Below are 21341 nucleotides of genomic sequence, written 5' to 3' on the forward strand. Positions count from 1 at the left end.
GGATTTTCATATTTAAAAACTAGAAATAGAAAAATAAACTAGAAATAATAAAAGTAATAACTAAAATAAGTAAAATTAGAATAAGATAACTAAAATTAAAATGAAATAAGGACAAGATAGAATAAAAAAAAATAATACAAAAAGATAAAAGTATTAAATAAGATATTTTAGAAATATTTATAAATACTTAATGAATACAAAAATTAAATAAATCAGATAAGAATAATTTATTTAAGATTAATCTAAAACCAATCTTTAGATGATTTTAAAACTTCATCAACTATTTTTTTAGAAGAGCCCAAATAAGTATGAGGATTCATAATTTTTTCAACATCCTCCTTTGATAAAAATTCTTTAACCTCATCTTTAGTTAATATAACATCAAAAAGAGGTTCATTTTCCTTATTAGCTTTTATAGCACATTCTCTAACAATACCATAAGCAGTTTGTTTTCCCATACCACTCCTTGTCAATTCAGCCATAAGACGCTCTGCCATGATTAAACCATTAGTTAAATTAAGATTCCTCTCAATATTATCATTATAAAACACTAAATTACTCATCAATTTAATAGTTAAATTTAAAATGTAATCGGTTAAAATACAAGCTTCAGGGAATATAATTCTCTCACAGGAAGAGTTTGTAAGATCACGTTCATGCCATAAAGGATTATTTTCCATAGCTGCAACAACATAAGATCTAACAACACGTGAAACACCACAAATTCTTTCAGCTGTAATAGGATTCATTTTATGAGGCATTGTACTGCTTCCAACTTGTTTTTCAGGGTCAAAATATTCTCCAAGTTCCATAATTTCAGTACGTTGAAGATTTCTAATTTCAAGAGCTATTTTATCAAGAGTAGTAGCTATATTAGCCATTACCATCATAAATTCAGCATGATTATCCCTTTGAACAACTTGATTAGTTATTTTAGCTGGAGGAAGATCAAGGATTTCAGCCACTTTTTTATGAACTTCCCATCCAATTTCACCTAAAGCAGCTGTAGTTCCAACAGCTCCATCCATCATAGCTACACAAAGGTTTTTCTTTGATTGTTCAAGTCTATCATACTGTCTTTTAAGCTCATCTGCCCAAAGAGCAAATTTCATGCCATAAGTAGTTGGAAGAGCATGTTGTCCATGAGTACGACCTATACATACTAATTCTTTATTTTCATCGGCTAATTTTAATATAATATTAGCTAATCTTTTTATTTTTTCTTCTAGAACTTCTATTGATTCTTTAAATAGAAGAGACTGTGAACTATCAACTATATCATTAGATGTAGAACCAAAATGAATATATTCTCCTGCATCACCTTCACATTGCTCTCCTAGCCCCTTAACAAGAGCAGCTATATCATGATTAGTTTCTCTTTCAATTTCATTTACTCTATCCAGTTTAACATATTTAGTGCTTGCTTTACTCTTTATCTCATCAGCTACTTCTTTTGGTATAATTCCAAGTTGAGCTTCTGCTTGAGATAATGCAGATTCAACATCTAACATTTTTTGCAATTTATTTTCAGATTCCCAAATATTTTTCATCTCAGGAGTTCCATATCTAAATTCAATAGGGTGAATAGCCATTTAAACTCTCCTTTATTATTAAAATTTATCAAATATTATTAAAACTTGTTAAAACTTGTCAAAATTTATTAAAATTTATTAAGATTTATTAATTTTACTTAAAATCTATATAATACACAAAAATATGATTATTTTATAATTATTTTATGTTATTTTAAATTATTTTTTAATTATTTTTTAATTCATTTTATAATTTATTTTATAATTTATTTTATAATTATATTTATTATCAATAATTATTTATTAATAATTAATTATTAGTTTAAATTTATTAATAAATATATTTTATTTTAAAGAAATTATTGATTATAAAAAGATATAACAAAAACAAAAAACAATATGAATATTAAAAAATGAAAAATGTATAAAATAATATATAAAAGCAAACAAAAATATTGACAAAAACTTAAAAATGGAGGCTTTAAATGAAAGATTTAAAAAGCGTGAAATCGATTGATTTATCATCTTTAACAATAATAGGTACTTCAATTAGTTTTATTTGGAGTATTGTATTCTCAATAATTATAATAGCTATTTTATCCTTAATAATAGGTAGATTTGATATTAGCTTTACAATTATTGGAATAGGAATTATATTTGGAACATTGATACTTAGTATATCTAAATATTTTGGTATCTCATTTTTATATAATTTCTTTATAAAAAGGATGAGGGATGTTAAAATAGGTATTAATAATATGGAAAGTATTACAGATATCTCAATACTGTCATTATCCTTGATAGTTGCAGTTATCTCATTAGTTGTTTCAATAATCATTTATCCAATTATATTCCTTATGTTGTCATTTGTGACAATTCTATATTCATTACTACAAGCAATTAGTTTACAAGGATTTTCATGGTTGGTTTATCCAATTAGTCTTGCATTTAATCCAACATTCATCTTATATTCATTTATAATTAGCCTTGTATTTACAGGAATAGGAGCATTTATATTCAATAAAATTAGTCCAAAGATTGGAGGGTTAAAAGTATTATTATCTAAAAAAGATAATATGACTTCAATAGATTATATAAACCCTAAAAATGCAGGAATAATTTCAGGAGTTATTTGTTTAGTATTTGGTTTAATATATGGATTAATATTTAGTATTATTTCTGTAAGTCTTCCAGCTAACCTAATGTTAATTGTATTACTAACTATTGGAGGATTAATTGGAGGATTCATATATGGAGCAATAAGTGCTCATTTATACAACTTCTTTAGTAAAAAATTCTCTCCTGTAAAAATAGAATTAAAAGATTAAAATATTAATGATTAAATATTCCATTAATAATTCTTATCAATATTCTATTACTTATTTTTATTAAAATTTCACTAATAATTCTTTATTAGTGTTCTATTACTTATTTTTATTAATACTCCACTATTCTTGTTATTATAATAATAGTTTTCAAATACTAATAATTTCAATTTTTTTAAATAATTGATAAATTTTTAGTTTTTAAAATAATCTCTAAAATATTAAATATTATTTTTTTATAGGAGGAATATAATTTTTTAACATTAAAGAAAGAGAGATCACAGTAACTGAACTTAATGCCATTGCTAACCCAGCTAATTCTGGTCTAAAAAGTATTCCAAAAAACGGATAAAGTACCCCTGCAGCTACTGGAATAAGGATTATATTATATGCAAACGCCCAAAATATATTTTCTTTAATACGAGTCATTACTTTATTAGAAAATTGAATTGCTGCAACTACATTTTCTAAATTTCCTTCCATAAGAACTATATCACCACTTTCCATTGCTATATCAGTTCCACTACCTAAAGCCACACCAACATTAGCTTGAGAAAGAGCTGGAGCATCATTGATACCATCCCCTACAAAGACTACTTCTTTAGAATTCTTTTTTATTCCTTCTATTTTACCTTCAATTGTTTCAATTTCTTTTTTTAATTTTCCTTCTTTTTCTTGTTTAAAACTTTCTTGATTTTGAATTTCAACAACTTTATCCAACTTTTCGTTAGGTAATACATTAGCCATTACATTATCTATTCCAACAGATTCAGCTACATTTTTAGCTGTTTTTTCATTATCTCCAGTTAACATGTAAGTGCTTATATTCATCTTATGAAGTTCATCAATAGTTCTTTTAGAATTATCTCTAATTTTATCAACGAGAGTTATTATTCCTTTGATATGATTATCATAGACTAAAAATATTGTAGTTTTACCTTGACTAATAAATTCATTATATTTTTCTTGAGCATTAGAATAAGTAACAATGTTTTCAGTATCAGGAATGTTTTCATCCTTTAAAAGAGAATTATTACCTGCTAAAACTATTTTTCCAAAAATTTCCCCTTTTAATCCCTTTCCAGTCACATTTTCAAAATTATTAACTGACTCAAGATTTATATTAAGTTCATCAGCTTTTTTCACTATTGCTTTAGCTATTGGATGATTAGAATTATTCTCTAAACTAGCTAATAATTTAATAACCTCCTTTTCAATATCTTCAGTATTCAATTCTTTCAAACTTTCATTTTCTCTGTGAATATTTACATCATTTACTGCATTATTTTTTAAAGGTTCTACATTAACAGGCTTTCCAGGGACAGAAGGATCATCTACAACTATCCATTCACCATTAGTATTTTTTATTACTTCATTCCTCTTCAATATTGATTCTGTTTCATCAATTATGAAAATATCATCAACAACAGGTTTACCCTCTGTAATAGTTCCAGTTTTATCAAAAGCAGCAACACTAATATTACCTGCATTTTCTAAAGTTTCACCATTTTTAATCAAAATTCCGTATTCAGCAGCTCTTCCAATACCAACAGTAACAGCTGTTGGAGTAGCTAAACCTAAAGCACAAGGACATGCAATAACAAGAACAGAAATAAATGTTGTAAGAGCTAATAAAAGACTTGAACCAATAACAAAATACCATCCAATAAAAGAAAGTATAGCAATAGTTAGAATTGTAGGAATGAAATATTTTACAACCTTATCAGCTATTTTTTGAACAGGAGGTTTAGAAGATTGAGCTTTTTCAACAAGATCAATTATTTGAGATAAAACAGTCTCTTTTCCAATTTTACGAGCCTTGATTCGAAGTATACCCTCTTGATTAATAGTTCCAGCAAAAACGTCTTCTCCTTTTGTTTTAAGTTTTGGTATTGGTTCACCAGTGATCATAGCTTCATCAACATAACTATTCCCACTAAAAACAACAGAATCAGCGGGAATTTTATCACCTGGACGTACAAGAAGTAGATCATCTATAGAAATATCTTCTATCAAAATTTGTTTTTCTATAAATTCATCATTTTCAATTAATTCCCTATTTTCGTTTAATTCATTATTTTCATTCGATTTAGAAGTTTTTTCATCTTTTACTAATAAGGTAGCTGTTTTGGGTTGTAATCCAATTAATTCTTTAATAGAACTGGATGTTTTTCTTTTAGCTCTAGCTTCTAAAAATCGTCCTAGCATTAAAAATGATGCTAACATTATAGCTGTTTCATAAAACATGAAACTTGAATCAAGCACAATATTGAAAGTACCTAGAAAACTAGATATAAAAGCTACTAAAATACCCATAGTATACATTACATCCATATCTAAGTTTCTATGTGCTAATGAATTAAAACCAGCTTTAATAATAGGATAAGAAACATAACCAAAAGGAATTATCGATATTATAAGTGAGAGTATAGACATGGATATTCCAATATCCTCAAACACCATATGTGGTGTAAACATTATTCCCATTAATATTCCAGAAAAAACAAAACCAACAATTATACGATTTTTCTTATCCTTTATGTCTTTTTCATATAATTTATCATCCATATCAGGATCAAGTTGATCAGCTATCCCTAAAAAATCAAATCCAAGATCTTTTATAGATTGTCCCATATCATCAACAGAAACAAGATTTTTATCATAGACCACAAAAGCATTTTCAGAACTTAAATTAACTGATGCCTTACTTACTCCATCTAAATTATTTAATGCTTTTTCAATGTTTAGAACACAATTTGCACAATGCATTCCACCAATTTTTAAAGTAACTTCTGATTTACGAACACTAAACCCTGCATCCTCAACGCTTTTATCAATATCAGAAACTTCTATACTATTAGGATCATATTCTACTCTTGCTTTATTTGTATTAATATCAACTTCAGCTTTAGCTCCATCTAATTTATTAATGGAAGTCTCCACATTTAATGCACAAGAAGCACAATGCATTCCCTCAATAGATATTTCTATTTTTTTAATAGAATTTTCATTATCTTTATGATCATCATTCTTATGATCATTATCTTTATGATATTTATCTTTATAATCATTGTCATCATTTTTTTGACTTGTTTTATTATTTTGAGCCATGAAAACACTCCGAAATATAATAATAATTAAAAATATATCCTAATCATCTAAAAAAAAATAAAAATTAAAAATAATTAATCAGAAATTAGGAACACCTAAATTATATATTAAAATATCTAATTTAAAGTTATTATATGTTTTGATTATAATTATGATTTGATTGTAATTATCCAAGAACTTGATTAATAAAAAACTTATTAATACTATAATCAATAAAAATTTGATTAATCAATACAAATTAATGGTATTATGATTAATATTAATGATTAATACTATGAACAATAGTATAATGATAGTATAATTAATATTATGGCAAATATGGTATTATCAGAATGATTAATATATTTTTGATTAATAGTTTTGTTAGTATGTTTTAGTATATTAATTATATATTCCGATTAAAAATATCCTTAACAATAGTACCATCTTGAATAACCATTAAAATATTATTAGGATTAGATAAATGGCTAATATCTACTAGAGGATTTTTAGAAACCATAATCAAATCAGCAGATTTTCCAATTTCTACTGAACCAACTTCATCATCAATTTCTAATGCTTTAGCTGCTTCAATTGTTCCAGAAGCAATAGCTTCATTTGGAGACATCCCAATTTCACATAATAATTCTAATTCTTTTAAATTATTTCCATGAGGAATGACGCCAGAATCAGTACCCATAAGCATTTTAACTCCTTCCTTATAAGCCATAATCATATTATCTTTATGTACTCTTTCAGTTTGGAGTCCATTTTCAGCACTTCGTCCTTTTATTATCCCTTGATTAACCTGTTCTACAACACCTTTCATTACAGAACATGTTGGTACTAGATAAATTCCTTTTTTAACCATCAATTGAGCAGTTTTTCTATCAATAAAAGTCCCATGATCGATGAATTGAATTCCTGCCTTTATAGAATTCTTAATACCTCCCAAACCATGAGCATGAGAAGAAACTTTAGCTCCATCTCTCATATCTGCCTCTTTTACAATAGCTTTTAACTCTTTTACATTAAATTGACTAAATTCAGGAGCATCATTAGCACTGATAACTCCACCAGTCGACATCACCTTTATAAAATCAGCTTGAGCTCTGAAAACCTCTCTTGTCTTTTTTATTACTTCCTCAACACCATCACAAACCGGAAGAGGAAATCCAGGATAATTTATAACAGTATCAATACCAGAATTAAGAGCAAAATCAAAATGCCCTCCAGTTATAGAAAGAGGCATTACACTTATTTTCATCTTTGGAGCAGGAAATATCTTTTTTTCTACAGCCATCTTTACTCCAATATCAGCTAATCCACAATCACGAACATAAGTAACACCAGCATCAATAGTATCCTTCATATTCTTTACAGCTTGATAAAAATAATTAGCTAAAGGATTAGTTAAATCATCTTCTTTTATAAAACCATTAGCCATTAAATGAACATGCATATCAATAAATCCAGGAAGAATGAACATTCCCTCACCATCAATAATATTAGTTCCATCATCAATATCAATACAAGTAGATTTATCAATATCAGCTATTTTTCCATTTTTAATAAAGATAGATACATTTTCCAAAGATTTATCATAATTAGAATCAATAATTGTTATATTTTTAATTAATATAGGGTCCATAAAACCAATTCCTAATTAACTAATAGAGAGTTAATTTTTTAGTTTTTTAAGTATAGTATATTAATCAATAATATATTATTTCAAATATTTATAATTATATAAAATTAAAAGTATTAAAAAGTTCTTAGTCATTTTTTACTTTTTGTCACTTTTTGAATAGTTTCATTATCAAAAATAAATGTCTATAAACTAATCAAGAAAATGTCTATAAAATAATTAAAAAATAAACATCTTAAAAGAAATAAATTAATGGAAAAGTTAATAGAAGAGTTAAGAAGAGTTAATAGAAAAGTTAATGGAAAAGGAATCTTTTAATTTGAAATTAAATTATCAATTCTTATCCAATTATAATCAATGTTTCCCATTAATATTTCAATATATTCTTTTTTATTTTTTTATTATTATGTTTAATTTTCCTATTTGTTTAGTAGTGTTGTAGTATGCTAATTTTTTGACTTTTACTGTTAATATTTTTGTTTTTTTATTGTAGCTGACTGATAATTTACTATTTTTTGAATATTTATCTAATTTATAGTATTTAGGTAATTTAAACTTAAAAGATTTAGATCCAGTTGTTTTGCCCAGATTTTTAAATAAAAATGTCTTTTTATATGTTTTGGTTTTGGTTTTTTTATATTTAGACTGTGACATTTTAATATTAGCTGGAATTAATTTGGTGTCAACTAAACCAGATCCATAATAATATCTAATAAGACTTTGTTTATTGGTTACATCTTTTATATTTGTTTTACCCCAATAATTGTAGTTTAAATTACCGTTTTTTCCAACATATATTGTAGGCTTACCCTTATTGTCTTCAAATGTAGAGTTAGTAACACTAACGTAACCATCATATTCAGATATTGCAGCACCATTAATTGCAACATTATTTTTGAATATGGATTTAGAAACTTTTAAAGTTCCTTCTTCTGAAGCTATAGCTCCACCATCATATCCTGCAACATTATTAAAGAAATAAGAATCTTTAACATTAACATTTCCTTCGTCTTGAGCTATTGCTCCACCATAAGACCCATTATTTTTATTAAATACACTACTAACAATATTTGTATTTCCAATTTTTGTAGCTAAAGCTCCACCAACAAAAGCTTTATTCTTTGAAAATTCAGAATCTTTAATAGCTAAAGAGCCATCATATTTATATATAGCTCCACCCATGCCACCAAGGCCATAAGTATCATCAACACCATTATTAGCAAAATTTGAGCTTAATATATTTCCAGTACCATTATTAATGTATATTGCACCACCATAAACTTTTGCATAGTTATTTGTAAAAGTTGAATCCTCAATATTCAAAATAGTCTTATTTACAAATATTGCACCACCATTAGAAGCATTACCATGAGCTTTATTACCATTAAATATAGAATTGATAACTGTTAAATTACCTTCTTCTTGAATTATAGCTCCACCTTTATCTGAAACATGATTTTCTAAAAACTTAGAATTGATAACTAATATGATTCCATTTTCCTGAGATATTGCACCACCATTTTCAGCTTTATTGTTAGTAAATAATGAGTTAACAACAGTTAAAGTTCCATCTTCCAATCCTATTGCACCACCATTCTTTGCAATATTAGAAATAAATTCAGAATCTTCAATATTTAAAATAGCATCTTCAATAGCTATTGCACCACCTAAACTGTCTCCAGTTATGGATGTGTTTTTAAGTACATTGTTATTTCTAAAGATAGAACCTATTACATTTAATTCACCTGAAAATAGACCGATTCCTCCACCAACTTCAGCACTATTATCTTGGAAAGTTGAATTTTCAATGATTATATCTCCAAACCATCCGAATAATCCACCACCATAGATTGCAGAGTTATCTGTAAATTTAGAATTTGTAATGATTACTTCAGAAGCTATGGTATCATTTTCAATATCTGTTGCTCCACCAATATCAATTGCTCCGCCAATAAAGCCATCATTTCCACTAAATACAGTATCATTAATACTTAAAAGTCCTTCATGTTTGTATATTGCTCCACCATAACCATCAAACCCAGAATTATTTCCTATAGTTAGATTATCACTAAATACTGAATTATCAATGATCAGATCACCAATATCCTGAAATATAGCTCCACCATTACTCTGTGCAATATTATTTGTAAATTTAGAGGATTTTATTACTGTATTTCCATGAAGAATACCTAATGCACCACCATTTACACCAGCATTATTATAAAACTTGGAATCTTCAACATACAAAGTACCATCTTCAACAGCTATTGCACCACCTAAACCTCCTTCATCACCGAAAGATTCTTTAGTTACATTATTATTTATAAATCTAGATTTATTTACATATAAAATTCCATCTTCTTGAGCTATAGCTCCACCAATTTCCCCAGTATTATTAATAAAGTCTGTGTTTGAAATATCTACAACACCTGTAAAAATACATATAGCTCCACCAAAGCTTGCATTATTTTCAATGAATGAAGTATTTGAGATAATAGTATCAACAATAGTATCTCCATTAAAAATAGTTATTCCACCACCAACAGCAGCATTATTGTTCTTAAAAACACTATTGTTTACTTTTAAGTATCCATCATCCTTGTATATTGCTCCACCATATCCATTATAAAAAGTTCCATCACCAATAGCTAAATTATCTTCAAAAATAGAATTTTCAATAGTTAAAGTTCCATTTTCTTGGTAAATTGCACCACCATTTTCAGAAGCATTGTTCTCTATAAATTCCGTGTTATTGATTTTCACATCACCATTGTAATAGAATATTGCTCCACCATTTTCAGCAGTGTTGTTTATAAATTTAGAATTAAAAATAGCTAATTCACCATTTTCAAGAGCTATAGTTCCTCCATGATATGTTGCTTTATTATTTTTGAAAATAGAATCAATAATCGTGATATTTCCATCTTCTTGTGCTATGATTCCTCCTGCATATAATCCATTATTTTCAATAAATTTAGAATTAGTGATATTTAAATTTCCATTTGATTGTGCAATTACTCCACCACCTAATCCAGTATTATTAAAAAAGTCACTGTCTATAATTTCAATATTTCCACCATCATTGTATATTGCACCACCAAATCCAACTGTATAGTTCTCATTAGTTTGTGCATAGTTATCCTGGAATATTGAGTTTTGAATTGTTAAATTCCCATTTTCTTGGTAAATTCCCCCTCCATTGTTTGAAGTATAACCATTAGCAATTGTTAGATTAATTAATGTTAAGCTTCCAGTATTAGTTATATAAAATAATCTATTTGTGTTAGACCCATTTATCACAACATTCCTTGCATCACTTGTATTACCAATAATACTTATACTCCTATTGATCACTAAATTATTATTCTCATTACCAGAATATACTCCCGGATCTAAATAAATGGTATCATAATTACTTTCATTTTCTATAGTTCCATTAATTCCTCCAGAAGTCGTATTAGTAATAGTTACAGGATTTTGAGCAGTAGCTGAACTTAAACTAATAATTATTAGAAAAGTAATAGCTACCATTGATGTTCCCATAATAAATTTATTAAAATTCATTTTTTTCCTCCTTCATTAAATTGGTCAACCAATAATGAACGCATACCAAAATAGAATCCCAACTCATTTATATCCTAAGATAGACCCATTTTTTGAATATTTTCAATATCCCACCTCAAATTTAATATATATTTTTAATATTAATACTAATAATGATACTAATAAGATTAGATAATAATATTAATAATAATAAAAATGCAAAAAAATAATATATAAAAAATAATAATATATATTAAATTTAGGTTAACCTAAAAATAAGATATATTTTTATAAGTATATATAAGTTTCTATTTTTTAGGTGAACCTAAATTTTATATGATTTTATTTATCACAAAAACTAATTTTAGAAAAATTTAATATTTTTAGTTTAATTAAAATGAATATAACTTAATTAAAATGAGTATAAATTATTTAAAATCAATATTTTTTAATATAAATCTTTAAAATTTATTAATTGATTAAAATAATGTAAATATAAACATGAAAAAAAATAATAGATATATAGCTTGAAAAATAAATATGAATATTATGAAATACGATGAAATATTATGTAATAATAAATAATTTTAATAATTATAAATTTGATAAATAAAAAAATAAAATTTAAAAAGGCTATTGGTAAAAATACTATTGAAACTTATAAATTTATGAAGTTTGTAAACCTAGAAGATTATAGGTTTATGAAGATTATAATATCCTAATTTCTCCCTTTTCACCATTAACTTCAACTTTAGCGCCATTAACAAGCCCTTCAGTAGATTCTGGTAAATCAACCATAGGAATATCGGAAATTATAGCACCAGTAGCTATTATAGGTTCAGCATTTAAACAAATAATAGCGCGAGGAGCAACATTATTCTTCTTCATTTGAAAAATAACATAAGAACCAACAGTAGATCCTTTTCCACCAGGAATGAAAAGTATTTTATCTTTTATAAATTTTCCTTTTAATTCATGATTAGAATCGATAACTTCACCAGTATTAGGATTGACCCCTCCTAAAAAACTAAGTAATTCATTGCTTACAATTAATTCCCCTTTAGATTTTCCTTTTGAAATAGGCCTACATTTAATAACCATAAAACCAACCTTTAAATAAAATTTAAAATCATATATAATTTAAAATCAAATATGAAAATTATAATCAAATATAAAGTTTATAATAAATATAAAATTTATAATCAAGTGTAATTAAACAACATCATTCTTCATTATTTCCCTAAGTACAGCAGTTGCATAAGAACCTTTATCTATTGAAAATTCTGTTAAGACACCATCTTCAGTAGCTTTAGCACTTGCATCCCAAATTTTAAAACGCATTTTTCGTCTTAAACCATGGCTGCCTAATTTAGGTGTTTTAGGACATTCAAAGTCTTCTTTCTTCAAATTTTCTTCTATTAATATATTTTTTTCCATCTCACCAACTTTTCCTTCTGCAAATGGAACTTTTGTACCATAGAGAGGAGAAGTAGGATCTGCTTCAAATTTAAATATCATTTCTTGAAGTTTTTCTGGAGATTCATTATGAATAAGATGTTCTTCATTATCAATGACAATATCTCCTTCAATATATTTATTAATACCCATAGCTACTCTTTTACTAACAGCTTCGTTAAACAAGTATGATTGATAAGCATGTACAAACATCCTTTGAAGAGGTTTTGGAAGGGCAAAAATAGCTTTTTTATATGATTTATCATTAAGATAATTAAAATCAGAATCATTAAGACTAAAATCAATACTATTAGAATTAATATCTCTATTATGAGAACTAATATCATTATTAGTAGAATTATTATCCTCATTATAATTAGAATTAATACTCTCATTATTAGAATTAATATTATTATAAGAATTAATACAATTATTACTAGAATTAATCCTAGTAGAAGATTTTTTTAACTTGTTTTTTTCTTTTAAAAGTTCTTTTAACATTATACGCTCATATCGCATCCCCGTAGGCATGAGATCTAAAGATTTTTCAACATCTCCATCATCATAAGCTTTTCTTGCTAATTTAACTTCTTCTGGTTCTTCTTCATAAGGATTTCCAATATATAATCTAACAGCTTCAGCAAGGTCATTAGCTACTAAAGCTTTTCCTACAAGATGAGTATTTGTTCTAGGTTTTCCAAAGCGTTGCCAACCAAAGTAATTAGGAACACCAGAAACCTCTAATTTTTTAAAAATATTATTTGCTATATTAGCTGCTTCTTGATAACTAGAATAATCTGTATTAATATCTTTAATAAGAATTTTAAATTTATTTCCTTCAAGTTGACCCATTCGAAGTTTTTTCTGCCCTCTTACGATTTTTAAGAACTTTGTATTATAAATTTCACCATCTAATGCTTTAACTTCTTCAAACTGTTCTTCACTATCCATGTTACTTATACATATCCACTGTTTAGTGATAGCTTTTTTATCTTTCATTCCTGCAAAGCCCATTCGTTTTCTACTTATATGAAGATCTCTTGAAATATCCATTAAAACATCTAAAGTAGTTCTTCCAAGTTTTTCAATCCAAATCCAAACATTTGGACCTTCACCAGTAGGTAGTAAATTTTCAATAGGAATTTCTTCCACATAGAAATCTTCATATCGATTTCTAATTGTACCTCCAATCCCTTTCTCTTTTGTAACATAAGTTTCAGCATTAAGCATTGTAATCTTTATCCTAATAGTCTAAATCAAGAAATTTTCCCATGATTATGATTATTATATATTATATAATTGTATTAAATTCTTTATATTATTATTAGTATGTTATTAGTATATTATTAGCTATTAGTATCTTATAATTAGTATCTTATAGCATTACATTTTTTTATAATAATATTAGAATCCTTTCTAATATTAGAATTATTTATAAAAATATTTATAACAATAATATTTATAGAATTATTATTTATAAATTATATAATTACTATTTATAAAAACCTTATTTATAAAATTGTTATTTATAAAAATAAAAAATAGGAAATATAAATAAAAATAATTTTAATGCCCTGACCGGGACTTGAACCCGGGGAATAGGATCCGCAATCCTACGTGTTATCCAACTACACTATCAGGGCTGATTATAAAAAAATCAATAATTACAATTATTAATTTTAATTTAATAATTATAAATGAAGTTAGTAGAAGTTAATAAATTATTTTTTGAATGAACTACCTTAAAAAAGTTTCTATTAATTATTATTTTATATTTAATTATTAAAATTATTAATTATTTAGTTAATTACTTAGTAAGAAAATAACATATAATTACTAGAACTTGATTATTATATTACTATTAAAGTAGAATCATATATCATTAAATGACAATTATATTATTAAAATACTATTATATTACTATTAAAAGTATTATTATTAAAAATAAAATTAAAAAATAGATAATGTGAAGCTATATTCACCTATGTTACGAGTTGAAGAACTTATATTCGCATTATCATCCATATATCCTTTAATTAAAATAATTTCTCCATTTAATATATTATTTTCAACCAACATATAGTTTTTATCTGGAACAATTTTATTTAAAAAATCTCCAGCAATAGTAGAAATATAACTTCTAGTAGTATAATCTAAAGTATTGTTGTTATTTTCCAATATTAAAACAATAGAATATAAAACAGAATAATCGTCTCCTTTTTCTGTTGCCATTAACTCAATAGCATCATTAGCTAATTTAGAATCAGGAAGAGTTCTATCATAGCTTGGACTTTCAAAATATATCAAAGAGTTAAAGGCGAATAAAGCTAAAAAAAGCAATAAAATAGCTATTATACCATCAAAAAGTGATAAAAACCCTTTAATATCTTTTATATTTGAGATATCTATATTTAGAATATCTATATTTTTGATATTTTTTATACTTTTAATATTGTTTATACTATTTTTATAGAATGTCATTTTATTCTTAAAGAAATAAAAAAATTTTAAAAGAAATTATAAGAAACTAAGAATTATTTTTTATATAATCGATAACTCTTTCTTTTTTCTTAATTGAATTATCAGCTGCTTTTTGAACTTTTTCTTTCATTATTTCAAAATCTTCTGGAGTTGTTTCACCTACTAACTTTTTAATTTTTGTATATGCTGCCTCTCTAAAAAGTGGTTCAAGAATTTCTTCTTTTCCATCAGAATTTATCATTCTTGGAATACCAGTATTATCTACAGTACCAATTTCAGCAATTTTAACTCCAACAGACTCGACAGAATTTTTTACTTTTTTAGCTACATCTTCAGGAGCAACTATCATCAATGAATCAATTGAAACACCAAGGGGATCTATGTCTAATGTTTCAAGCATGCTAAGAACCTTTGGAGTGACCATGTTTCTAATATCATCTTGATAAAACTCTAATCCCAATCCTGTTGTAGATGAAATCTCATGAGCATCTCCTCTAAGACCACCATTTGTAACATCAGTCATAGCATGAACATCTTTAACTAAATCATCTTTGACAAGAGCATTAGAAGCTTTAATGAATCCAATGTCCATAGTTTCCCAAACAACATCAAAAAAACCATTATAAATAGCTGTTGTTGTGATAGTTCCTCCACCAGAACCTTCGGTAAGAAGTATTACATCACCTGATTCAGCTCTTTTTCTAGCTGTTGGAGGATATTTTGAAACTCCTATAGAACCTACAGCACTAACAAGCCTATCTCCAAGTACCATATCTCCTCCAACACGAAGAGTACTCCCAGCGACAATAGGAACATCAATTAGTTCAGAAACTGTAGCTACTCCTGCTGTAAAATCAAACAATTTACCAACATCACCATCATCAGCTAAATGAAGATCGCTTATTATAGCTACTGGTTCTGCACCCATGACACAAACATCTCTTAAAGATGCCCTAGTTACATGAAATCCTCCAAGAAAAGGATATTCACTAAGACGAGAATGGATTCCATCAACTGCTGTAGTAATATAAACATCTTTATCATCTTTAGATCCAGATACTGGAGATTTAACAACCCCTCCATCGTCTTGAGCTTCAGGGTTTACAAGAGAAGAAGATTTTGTACTAGCTACAATTTCAGCTATTTTTCTATGAACAAAAAAGTCACCTGCTCCTCTGGAACCAACTCCCATTTCACCCATTGCAATTTCTGATTTAGGAATATTAATAATGTCTTTCAGAAATAAATCATTAGATGTTTCAATATTTAAAGTAGTTTGAACTTCATCAATAACACTTTGAGCCATTAAAATCGCGTTTTCATGATTTATATCTTTATATTCCATTATTATATTAGCTAATAGATTTTCAAGAGATTTTTCATCCTGATTTTTCGAATTATCTTGTTTAGCTAATTTATCCCGTACAAATCCTTCTATATCCATTTTTACACCTGTTCTAAATGAAAATATATAATCAAATAATTAAAATAATAAATAATTAAAATATAGTAATAATAAAATATAGTATTAATTAATATTAAGGATTTAATAAAATAATAATTCAATTATTATTAATTTAATTATAAATTTAATTATTAGTTGATTTATTAAATAGTTGAGTGATAAAATACTTAAAGTTTATGTTTATATAATTAAAATAGTTAAATCAGAAGCTAATACTGATTTAATAGAAAAAATTGTTTTAAAAAGATGAGATTGTCTTATATAAAATAATTTAGAATTAGTAATACTAATTTAAATATATGTATTATAGAGGTCAATTGCAAGTGTATAAATTTTAATTATATAATTTTAAAATTCTAAAATAAGAATTAGAAAATAACAATTAAAGAATAAAACTCCAAAAAATATGAAAAATATAAATAAAAATAAAATTAGCTGGTAAATAATTTAAAAATAGATAGATTAATAAACAATAAAAACTTCGTTTTTAAACTTATAAAAATAGAAAATTTTTATAAATATAAATAATGATCATTATAAATAATCTTTTATAATATAAACATGAAATTGTTATCATGATAGTGATAAATAATAAGGATAATAAACTTAAATTTAGTTATAATGATGATCAAATTCAGCAATAATAATTAAATTTAGATATACTCATAAAAATATAGTTAATACTCGTAAATCCAAAATATATCTAATAAAAAATTTAATTAATGTCTAAATAAAGAAATATTATATAATGGAGAAAAGTATGCACCCAAGACCAAGCCCAATAGCTGCTTCACTTTATACATTGAGAGATCTAAATGCTGATGTTATTATAATGCATGGTCCTCATGGTTGTTGTTTTAGAACAGGACGACTCCTTGAAAGTGATGGAGTAAGAGTCCTAACAACAGCTATGGCAGAAAACGATTTTATATTTGGAGCTAGTGAAAAATTAGAAGAAACACTAAGAAAAGCAGATGAGATGTTCAATCCAAAATTAGTTGGAATAGTAGGAACCTGTGCAAGTATGATAATAGGTGAAGATCTTAAAGAGGCTGTTGAAAATGTGGAAACAGATGCAATTGTTTTACCAGTGGAATCTCATGGAGGATTTGGTGAAGGAGATAATACTGAAGGTGCAATAGCTGTGTTGGAAGTAGCTGTAAAATATGGAGTAATTCCAGAAGAAGAAGCAGATAGACAGATAAAAATGCTTAAATTAGCTACTAAAATTGAAAAAACACGAGGAATGGCAAAAGGAGATTATATTAAGCCAAATTTCGGAGATAATAAAGAAGAAATAGCTAAAATACTCATTCAAAATATTAAAGAAGGGAAAAAAGTAGCATTTGTGCTTAATGCTAAAAAAGAAACAAGTTACTTGTTTGCTGATGTTTTAAATGTTGATTTTAAAAATATTAATAAATCAAATAAACCAACATTCATAGCCAACCTTGATGAAAACATTGGACTTCCAAGAATAAGAGATCATGCTAAAAATATAACAAAAGAATTAAGACAAAATGGAATATCCATTGATTACATTACTGGAGGGCTGGATGAATATCCAATAACTCCACGAAAAGCTGAAAAAATTTTAAAAGAAGAAAATTTTGATTTAATAATAGTAGCTGGAGTTCCACATGCATTAAAAATTGAAGAAATTAATTCCAAAACAAAAACAATAGCTGTTACAGATGGTCCACGACTAGTCGAACCCCTTAGACAGTTAGGATACAATTATGTTGTAGCTGAATTAGATGCTCATTCAAAAACATTAGGAACTAGTAAAATTGTAGATTCTGACTTTGGTATGATGATTAGAACAGTTACTGATTGGAATAATGATAAATAGAATGATAATATTAAATGGGTAAATATAATAAAATATGAATAGAATAATAATAAATTAAAATAATGATAATAAATAGGCTAAATTATGATTACAATTATTGATTACGGAAGTGGAAATCTTAGGAGCATTTCTAATGGATTTTCTAAGATTAATGTAAAGTCAAATGTTACAAAAAATCCTGAAAAAATATCAGATGCTGAATATTTAGTTTTGCCTGGAGTCGGTGCATTTGGGCAAATTATGAATAATATTGAGCCTTATAAAAAACTTATAATCGAACATATTTCAGAAGGTAAACCATTTTTAGGAGTTTGTTTAGGATTACAAGCATTATTATCCAGTAGTGAAGAAACTCCTGGTGTTAAAGGACTAAATATTTTTAAAGGAAAAGTTAAAAAGCTTCCAATAGAAAACGGTCTTAAAATTCCCCATATGGGATGGAATCGTCTTGATATGACTTTATGTGAAAGTAAAAAAAGTTGTTCTATTATAGATGGGATAGACCAAGATTATTTCTATTTCGTTCATTCATATTATGCATCTCCCGAAGATGAAGAAGTTATATCTGGAACTACAGAATATGGTTTTGATGTTACAGCTGTTTTACATCAAAATAATGTGTTCGCAACCCAATTTCATCCAGAAAAAAGTGGAGTTCCTGGCCTAAAAATGTTAAAGAATTTTGTTTCAATGCAAATATAAAAGTTAAATTATAAAATTTAAATTAAATACAGCTAAAAATACAATGAAATTAAAAAAATATAACTAAACTAAATATAAAAATTAAATTAAAGAATATAATAAGTATTTATAGCTTAGAATAGCTATAATAACCACTTATATCAGTATTTTCATCGATATATTTAATTTTATCATTTAGTCTACAATCAGCTAATATTGTACCCTGTTCTAATTCAATGTGAAATACTCCATAATCAACCAATTTAAGATAATCTTCTTTATTTTCAAAATTTGCTAAAAAAGGCAAATCATCGAAAACTGGTTTTAAAGGGTCTCTTTCTTCTATTCTAACATTTAAAACTCTTATAAATTCTAAATGTGTTTCGGCATGCCCATTTCCTAAATTTAAATCCATATAAATTACCTATTTCTTTTTATTTATAAAGCTATTTAAAATATTTATAGAACTATTTGAAATAATTATTATAAAACTATTTGAAATAATTATAATTTTTATTTTATCTAATTTACTATTTTTATAAATCATCTATTTTATATATTTTATTAAAAACTATATTCAATTAGACACTATAATAATTATAATAAAATAATGCATAAAGATAATCAAAAAATTATATATTTTAGTAATAAAATAATAATATACAAGGAATGATTATAAAATCATAATGTGATAAAAATGTCAAATAAAAAAAAATACACAACAAATAAAGGAATTCCTGTTCCAAATGATCAAGCATCTATTACTACAGGTAAAGGAGCTAGCTATACCATGCTAGAAGATGCACATTTAACTGAAAAGCTTGCACATTTTGGTAGAGAGAGAATACCTGAAAGAGTTGTTCATGCTAAAGGAACTGGTGCATATGGATATTTTGAAGTTACAAATGACCTTTCAAAATATACAAGAGCTAAATTCTTATCTGAAGTTGGTAAAAAAACAGAAGTTTTTATACGATTTTCTACAGTAGGTGGGGAAAAAGGTTCAGCTGATGCAAAAAGAGACCCTCGTGGAACAGCTATGAAATTTTATACAGAAGAAGGGAATTATGATCTTGTTGGAAATAATACTCCCATATTTTTTATTAGAGATTCAATAAAATTCCCAGACTTTATACATACACAAAAAAGAAACCCTCAAAACAATTTACCTGATGCCGATATGTTTTGGGATTTCATGTCACTTACACCAGAATCTATACACCAAGCAACTTTCTTATTTACTGATAGAGGAACTCCATTAAATTTCAGACACATGGATTGTTTTGGAAGCCATTCATTCATGTGGTATAATGAAAAAAATGAATATGTTTGGGTAAAATATCATTTTAAAACAGCACAAGGAATAAAAAACTTTACAAATGATGAAGCTGTTAAAATGTGTGGTGAAAATCCAGATCATGCAGTAGAAGACTTGTTTGAAGCTATTGAAAATGAAAATTATCCAGAATGGAATGTTTATGTTCAAATAATGAAACCAGAAGAAGCAGAAAAATATAAATTTGATCCTTTTGATGTAACAAAAGTGTGGTTCCATGGTGATTATCCTTTAATACCTCTTGGAAAACTAGTTTTAAATAAAAATCCAGAAAATTTCTTTGCTGAAGTTGAACAAGTAGCTTTTGCACCTTCAAATTTTGTTCCAGGAATTGGTCCTTCCCCAGATAGATTATTACAAGGAAGGCTATTTTCTTATGAAGATACACAAAGACACAGATTAGGTCCAAATCATCACCAAATTCCAGTAAACAGACCTAAAAATGCTGATGTCAACAGCTATCAAAGAGATGGACCTATGACAGTTGATGAAAATGGTGGAAAAGGCCCTAATTACTATCCAAATTCTTTTGGAGGAGCAGAACCAGATGAAACAGTGACTCCACCGACTATAGAATTAAAAGCAGAGATTAATAGGCACACTATGCCAACTGAAGATGTTGACTTTTTCCAAACTGGAGAACTTTGGAGAAGAGTTTTAAGTGATGAAGATAAAGACCATCTTGTATACAATATTGTTGTTCATTTAGGAAATGCTCAAGAAAGAATCCGATACAGACAATGTGCTCTTTTTTACAAAGCAGACCCAGAATATGGAACTCGTGTAGCTGAAGGAATAGGTCTTGATATAAATAAAGTTAAAGAACTTTCTGAAATGACTCAAGAAGAAAGAGTTGAAGCTACAAAAGAATGAATATCATTTTCAAAAGAAAATAAAAAGTAAAAATATTGAAATTAAATCATTAATTGTGCA

13 protein-coding genes and 1 tRNA gene are annotated in these 21341 nt (G+C 26.4%); 4 read left to right on the top strand and 10 right to left on the bottom strand.

Going from position 1 to position 21341, the window contains the following annotated elements; genetic code table 11:
* Positions 1-242: 242 nt before the first annotated feature.
* Positions 243-1592, bottom strand: a complete 1350-nt coding sequence (gene purB, locus MarbSA_RS05415) for an adenylosuccinate lyase (RefSeq protein WP_221061110.1) — start codon at positions 1590-1592, stop codon at positions 243-245.
* Between the two features lie 425 nt (positions 1593-2017).
* Here purB and MarbSA_RS05420 point away from each other — a divergent pair, with 425 nt between their 5' ends.
* Complete coding sequence (locus MarbSA_RS05420) at positions 2018-2860, top strand: hypothetical protein (protein ID WP_042702426.1); 843 nt, start codon at positions 2018-2020, stop codon at positions 2858-2860.
* Between the two features lie 225 nt (positions 2861-3085).
* On the opposite strand, the gene MarbSA_RS05425 is transcribed toward MarbSA_RS05420, so the two are convergent.
* The 8 genes from MarbSA_RS05425 to MarbSA_RS05460 all read right to left on the bottom strand — a co-directional run bounded on the left by MarbSA_RS05425 (position 3086) and on the right by MarbSA_RS05460 (position 16518).
* Complete coding sequence (locus MarbSA_RS05425) at positions 3086-5968, bottom strand: heavy metal translocating P-type ATPase (protein ID WP_221061111.1); 2883 nt, start codon at positions 5966-5968, stop codon at positions 3086-3088.
* A gap of 385 nt (positions 5969-6353) precedes the next feature.
* Entirely contained in the window at positions 6354-7598 is a 1245-nt protein-coding gene (locus tag MarbSA_RS05430) for a metal-dependent hydrolase family protein (protein WP_054834999.1), read from the bottom strand.
* Between the two features lie 387 nt (positions 7599-7985).
* Positions 7986-11159, bottom strand: coding sequence for a beta strand repeat-containing protein (locus MarbSA_RS05435; protein ID WP_221061112.1), 3174 nt, complete (start codon positions 11157-11159; stop codon positions 7986-7988).
* Between the two features lie 687 nt (positions 11160-11846).
* Positions 11847-12239: a DUF126 domain-containing protein gene (locus MarbSA_RS05440; protein WP_042702433.1), complete on the bottom strand. Its 393-nt coding sequence runs from the start codon at positions 12237-12239 to the stop codon at positions 11847-11849.
* A 111-nt stretch (positions 12240-12350) separates the two neighbouring features.
* Positions 12351-13823 (bottom strand): tRNA pseudouridine(13) synthase TruD, encoded by a 1473-nt coding sequence (gene truD, locus MarbSA_RS05445; RefSeq protein ID WP_054834850.1) that lies wholly within the window; start codon positions 13821-13823, stop codon positions 12351-12353.
* A gap of 340 nt (positions 13824-14163) precedes the next feature.
* Positions 14164-14236, bottom strand: a tRNA-Arg gene (locus tag MarbSA_RS05450).
* 307 nt (positions 14237-14543) lie between these two features.
* On the bottom strand, positions 14544-15074 hold the full coding sequence (locus MarbSA_RS05455) for a hypothetical protein (RefSeq protein ID WP_221061113.1): 531 nt from the start codon (positions 15072-15074) through the stop codon (positions 14544-14546).
* Positions 15075-15120: 46 nt separating this feature from the next.
* Entirely contained in the window at positions 15121-16518 is a 1398-nt protein-coding gene (locus tag MarbSA_RS05460) for an AIR synthase-related protein (protein ID WP_221061114.1), read from the bottom strand.
* Positions 16519-17299: 781 nt separating this feature from the next.
* On the opposite strand from MarbSA_RS05460, the gene cfbD reads away from it, so the two are divergent.
* Positions 17300-18391: a Ni-sirohydrochlorin a,c-diamide reductive cyclase catalytic subunit gene (cfbD, locus tag MarbSA_RS05465; RefSeq protein ID WP_042702444.1), complete on the top strand. Its 1092-nt coding sequence runs from the start codon at positions 17300-17302 to the stop codon at positions 18389-18391.
* 84 nt (positions 18392-18475) lie between these two features.
* A complete protein-coding gene (gene hisH, locus MarbSA_RS05470) occupies positions 18476-19093 on the top strand; it encodes an imidazole glycerol phosphate synthase subunit HisH (RefSeq protein ID WP_042702448.1) in 618 nt (205 codons plus the stop codon).
* Between the two features lie 106 nt (positions 19094-19199).
* On the opposite strand, the gene MarbSA_RS05475 is transcribed toward hisH, so the two are convergent.
* Positions 19200-19487: a hypothetical protein gene (locus tag MarbSA_RS05475; protein ID WP_221061115.1), complete on the bottom strand. Its 288-nt coding sequence runs from the start codon at positions 19485-19487 to the stop codon at positions 19200-19202.
* Positions 19488-19769: 282 nt separating this feature from the next.
* Between MarbSA_RS05475 and MarbSA_RS05480 the strand changes: the two genes are divergently transcribed.
* Positions 19770-21281, top strand: coding sequence for a catalase (locus MarbSA_RS05480; RefSeq protein ID WP_221061116.1), 1512 nt, complete (start codon positions 19770-19772; stop codon positions 21279-21281).
* Positions 21282-21341: the final 60 nt, after the last annotated feature.

Source organism: Methanobrevibacter arboriphilus (assembly GCF_019669925.1).
GTDB lineage: Archaea > Methanobacteriota > Methanobacteria > Methanobacteriales > Methanobacteriaceae > Methanobinarius > Methanobinarius arboriphilus_A.

Excerpts from the sequence above, each read along its gene's own strand:
- purB (WP_221061110.1), bottom strand. The coding sequence starts at position 1,592 with ATGGCTATTCACCCTATTGAATTTAGATATGGAACTCCTGAGATGAAA.
- MarbSA_RS05420 (WP_042702426.1), top strand. The coding sequence starts at position 2,018 with ATGAAAGATTTAAAAAGCGTGAAATCGATTGATTTATCATCTTTAACA.
- MarbSA_RS05425 (WP_221061111.1), bottom strand. The coding sequence starts at position 5,968 with ATGGCTCAAAATAATAAAACAAGTCAAAAAAATGATGACAATGATTAT.
- MarbSA_RS05430 (WP_054834999.1), bottom strand. The coding sequence starts at position 7,598 with ATGGACCCTATATTAATTAAAAATATAACAATTATTGATTCTAATTAT.
- MarbSA_RS05435 (WP_221061112.1), bottom strand. The coding sequence starts at position 11,159 with ATGAATTTTAATAAATTTATTATGGGAACATCAATGGTAGCTATTACT.
- MarbSA_RS05440 (WP_042702433.1), bottom strand. The coding sequence starts at position 12,239 with ATGGTTATTAAATGTAGGCCTATTTCAAAAGGAAAATCTAAAGGGGAA.
- truD (WP_054834850.1), bottom strand. The coding sequence starts at position 13,823 with ATGCTTAATGCTGAAACTTATGTTACAAAAGAGAAAGGGATTGGAGGT.
- MarbSA_RS05455 (WP_221061113.1), bottom strand. The coding sequence starts at position 15,074 with ATGACATTCTATAAAAATAGTATAAACAATATTAAAAGTATAAAAAAT.
- MarbSA_RS05460 (WP_221061114.1), bottom strand. The coding sequence starts at position 16,518 with ATGGATATAGAAGGATTTGTACGGGATAAATTAGCTAAACAAGATAAT.
- cfbD (WP_042702444.1), top strand. The coding sequence starts at position 17,300 with ATGCACCCAAGACCAAGCCCAATAGCTGCTTCACTTTATACATTGAGA.
- hisH (WP_042702448.1), top strand. The coding sequence starts at position 18,476 with ATGATTACAATTATTGATTACGGAAGTGGAAATCTTAGGAGCATTTCT.
- MarbSA_RS05475 (WP_221061115.1), bottom strand. The coding sequence starts at position 19,487 with ATGGATTTAAATTTAGGAAATGGGCATGCCGAAACACATTTAGAATTT.
- MarbSA_RS05480 (WP_221061116.1), top strand. The coding sequence starts at position 19,770 with ATGTCAAATAAAAAAAAATACACAACAAATAAAGGAATTCCTGTTCCA.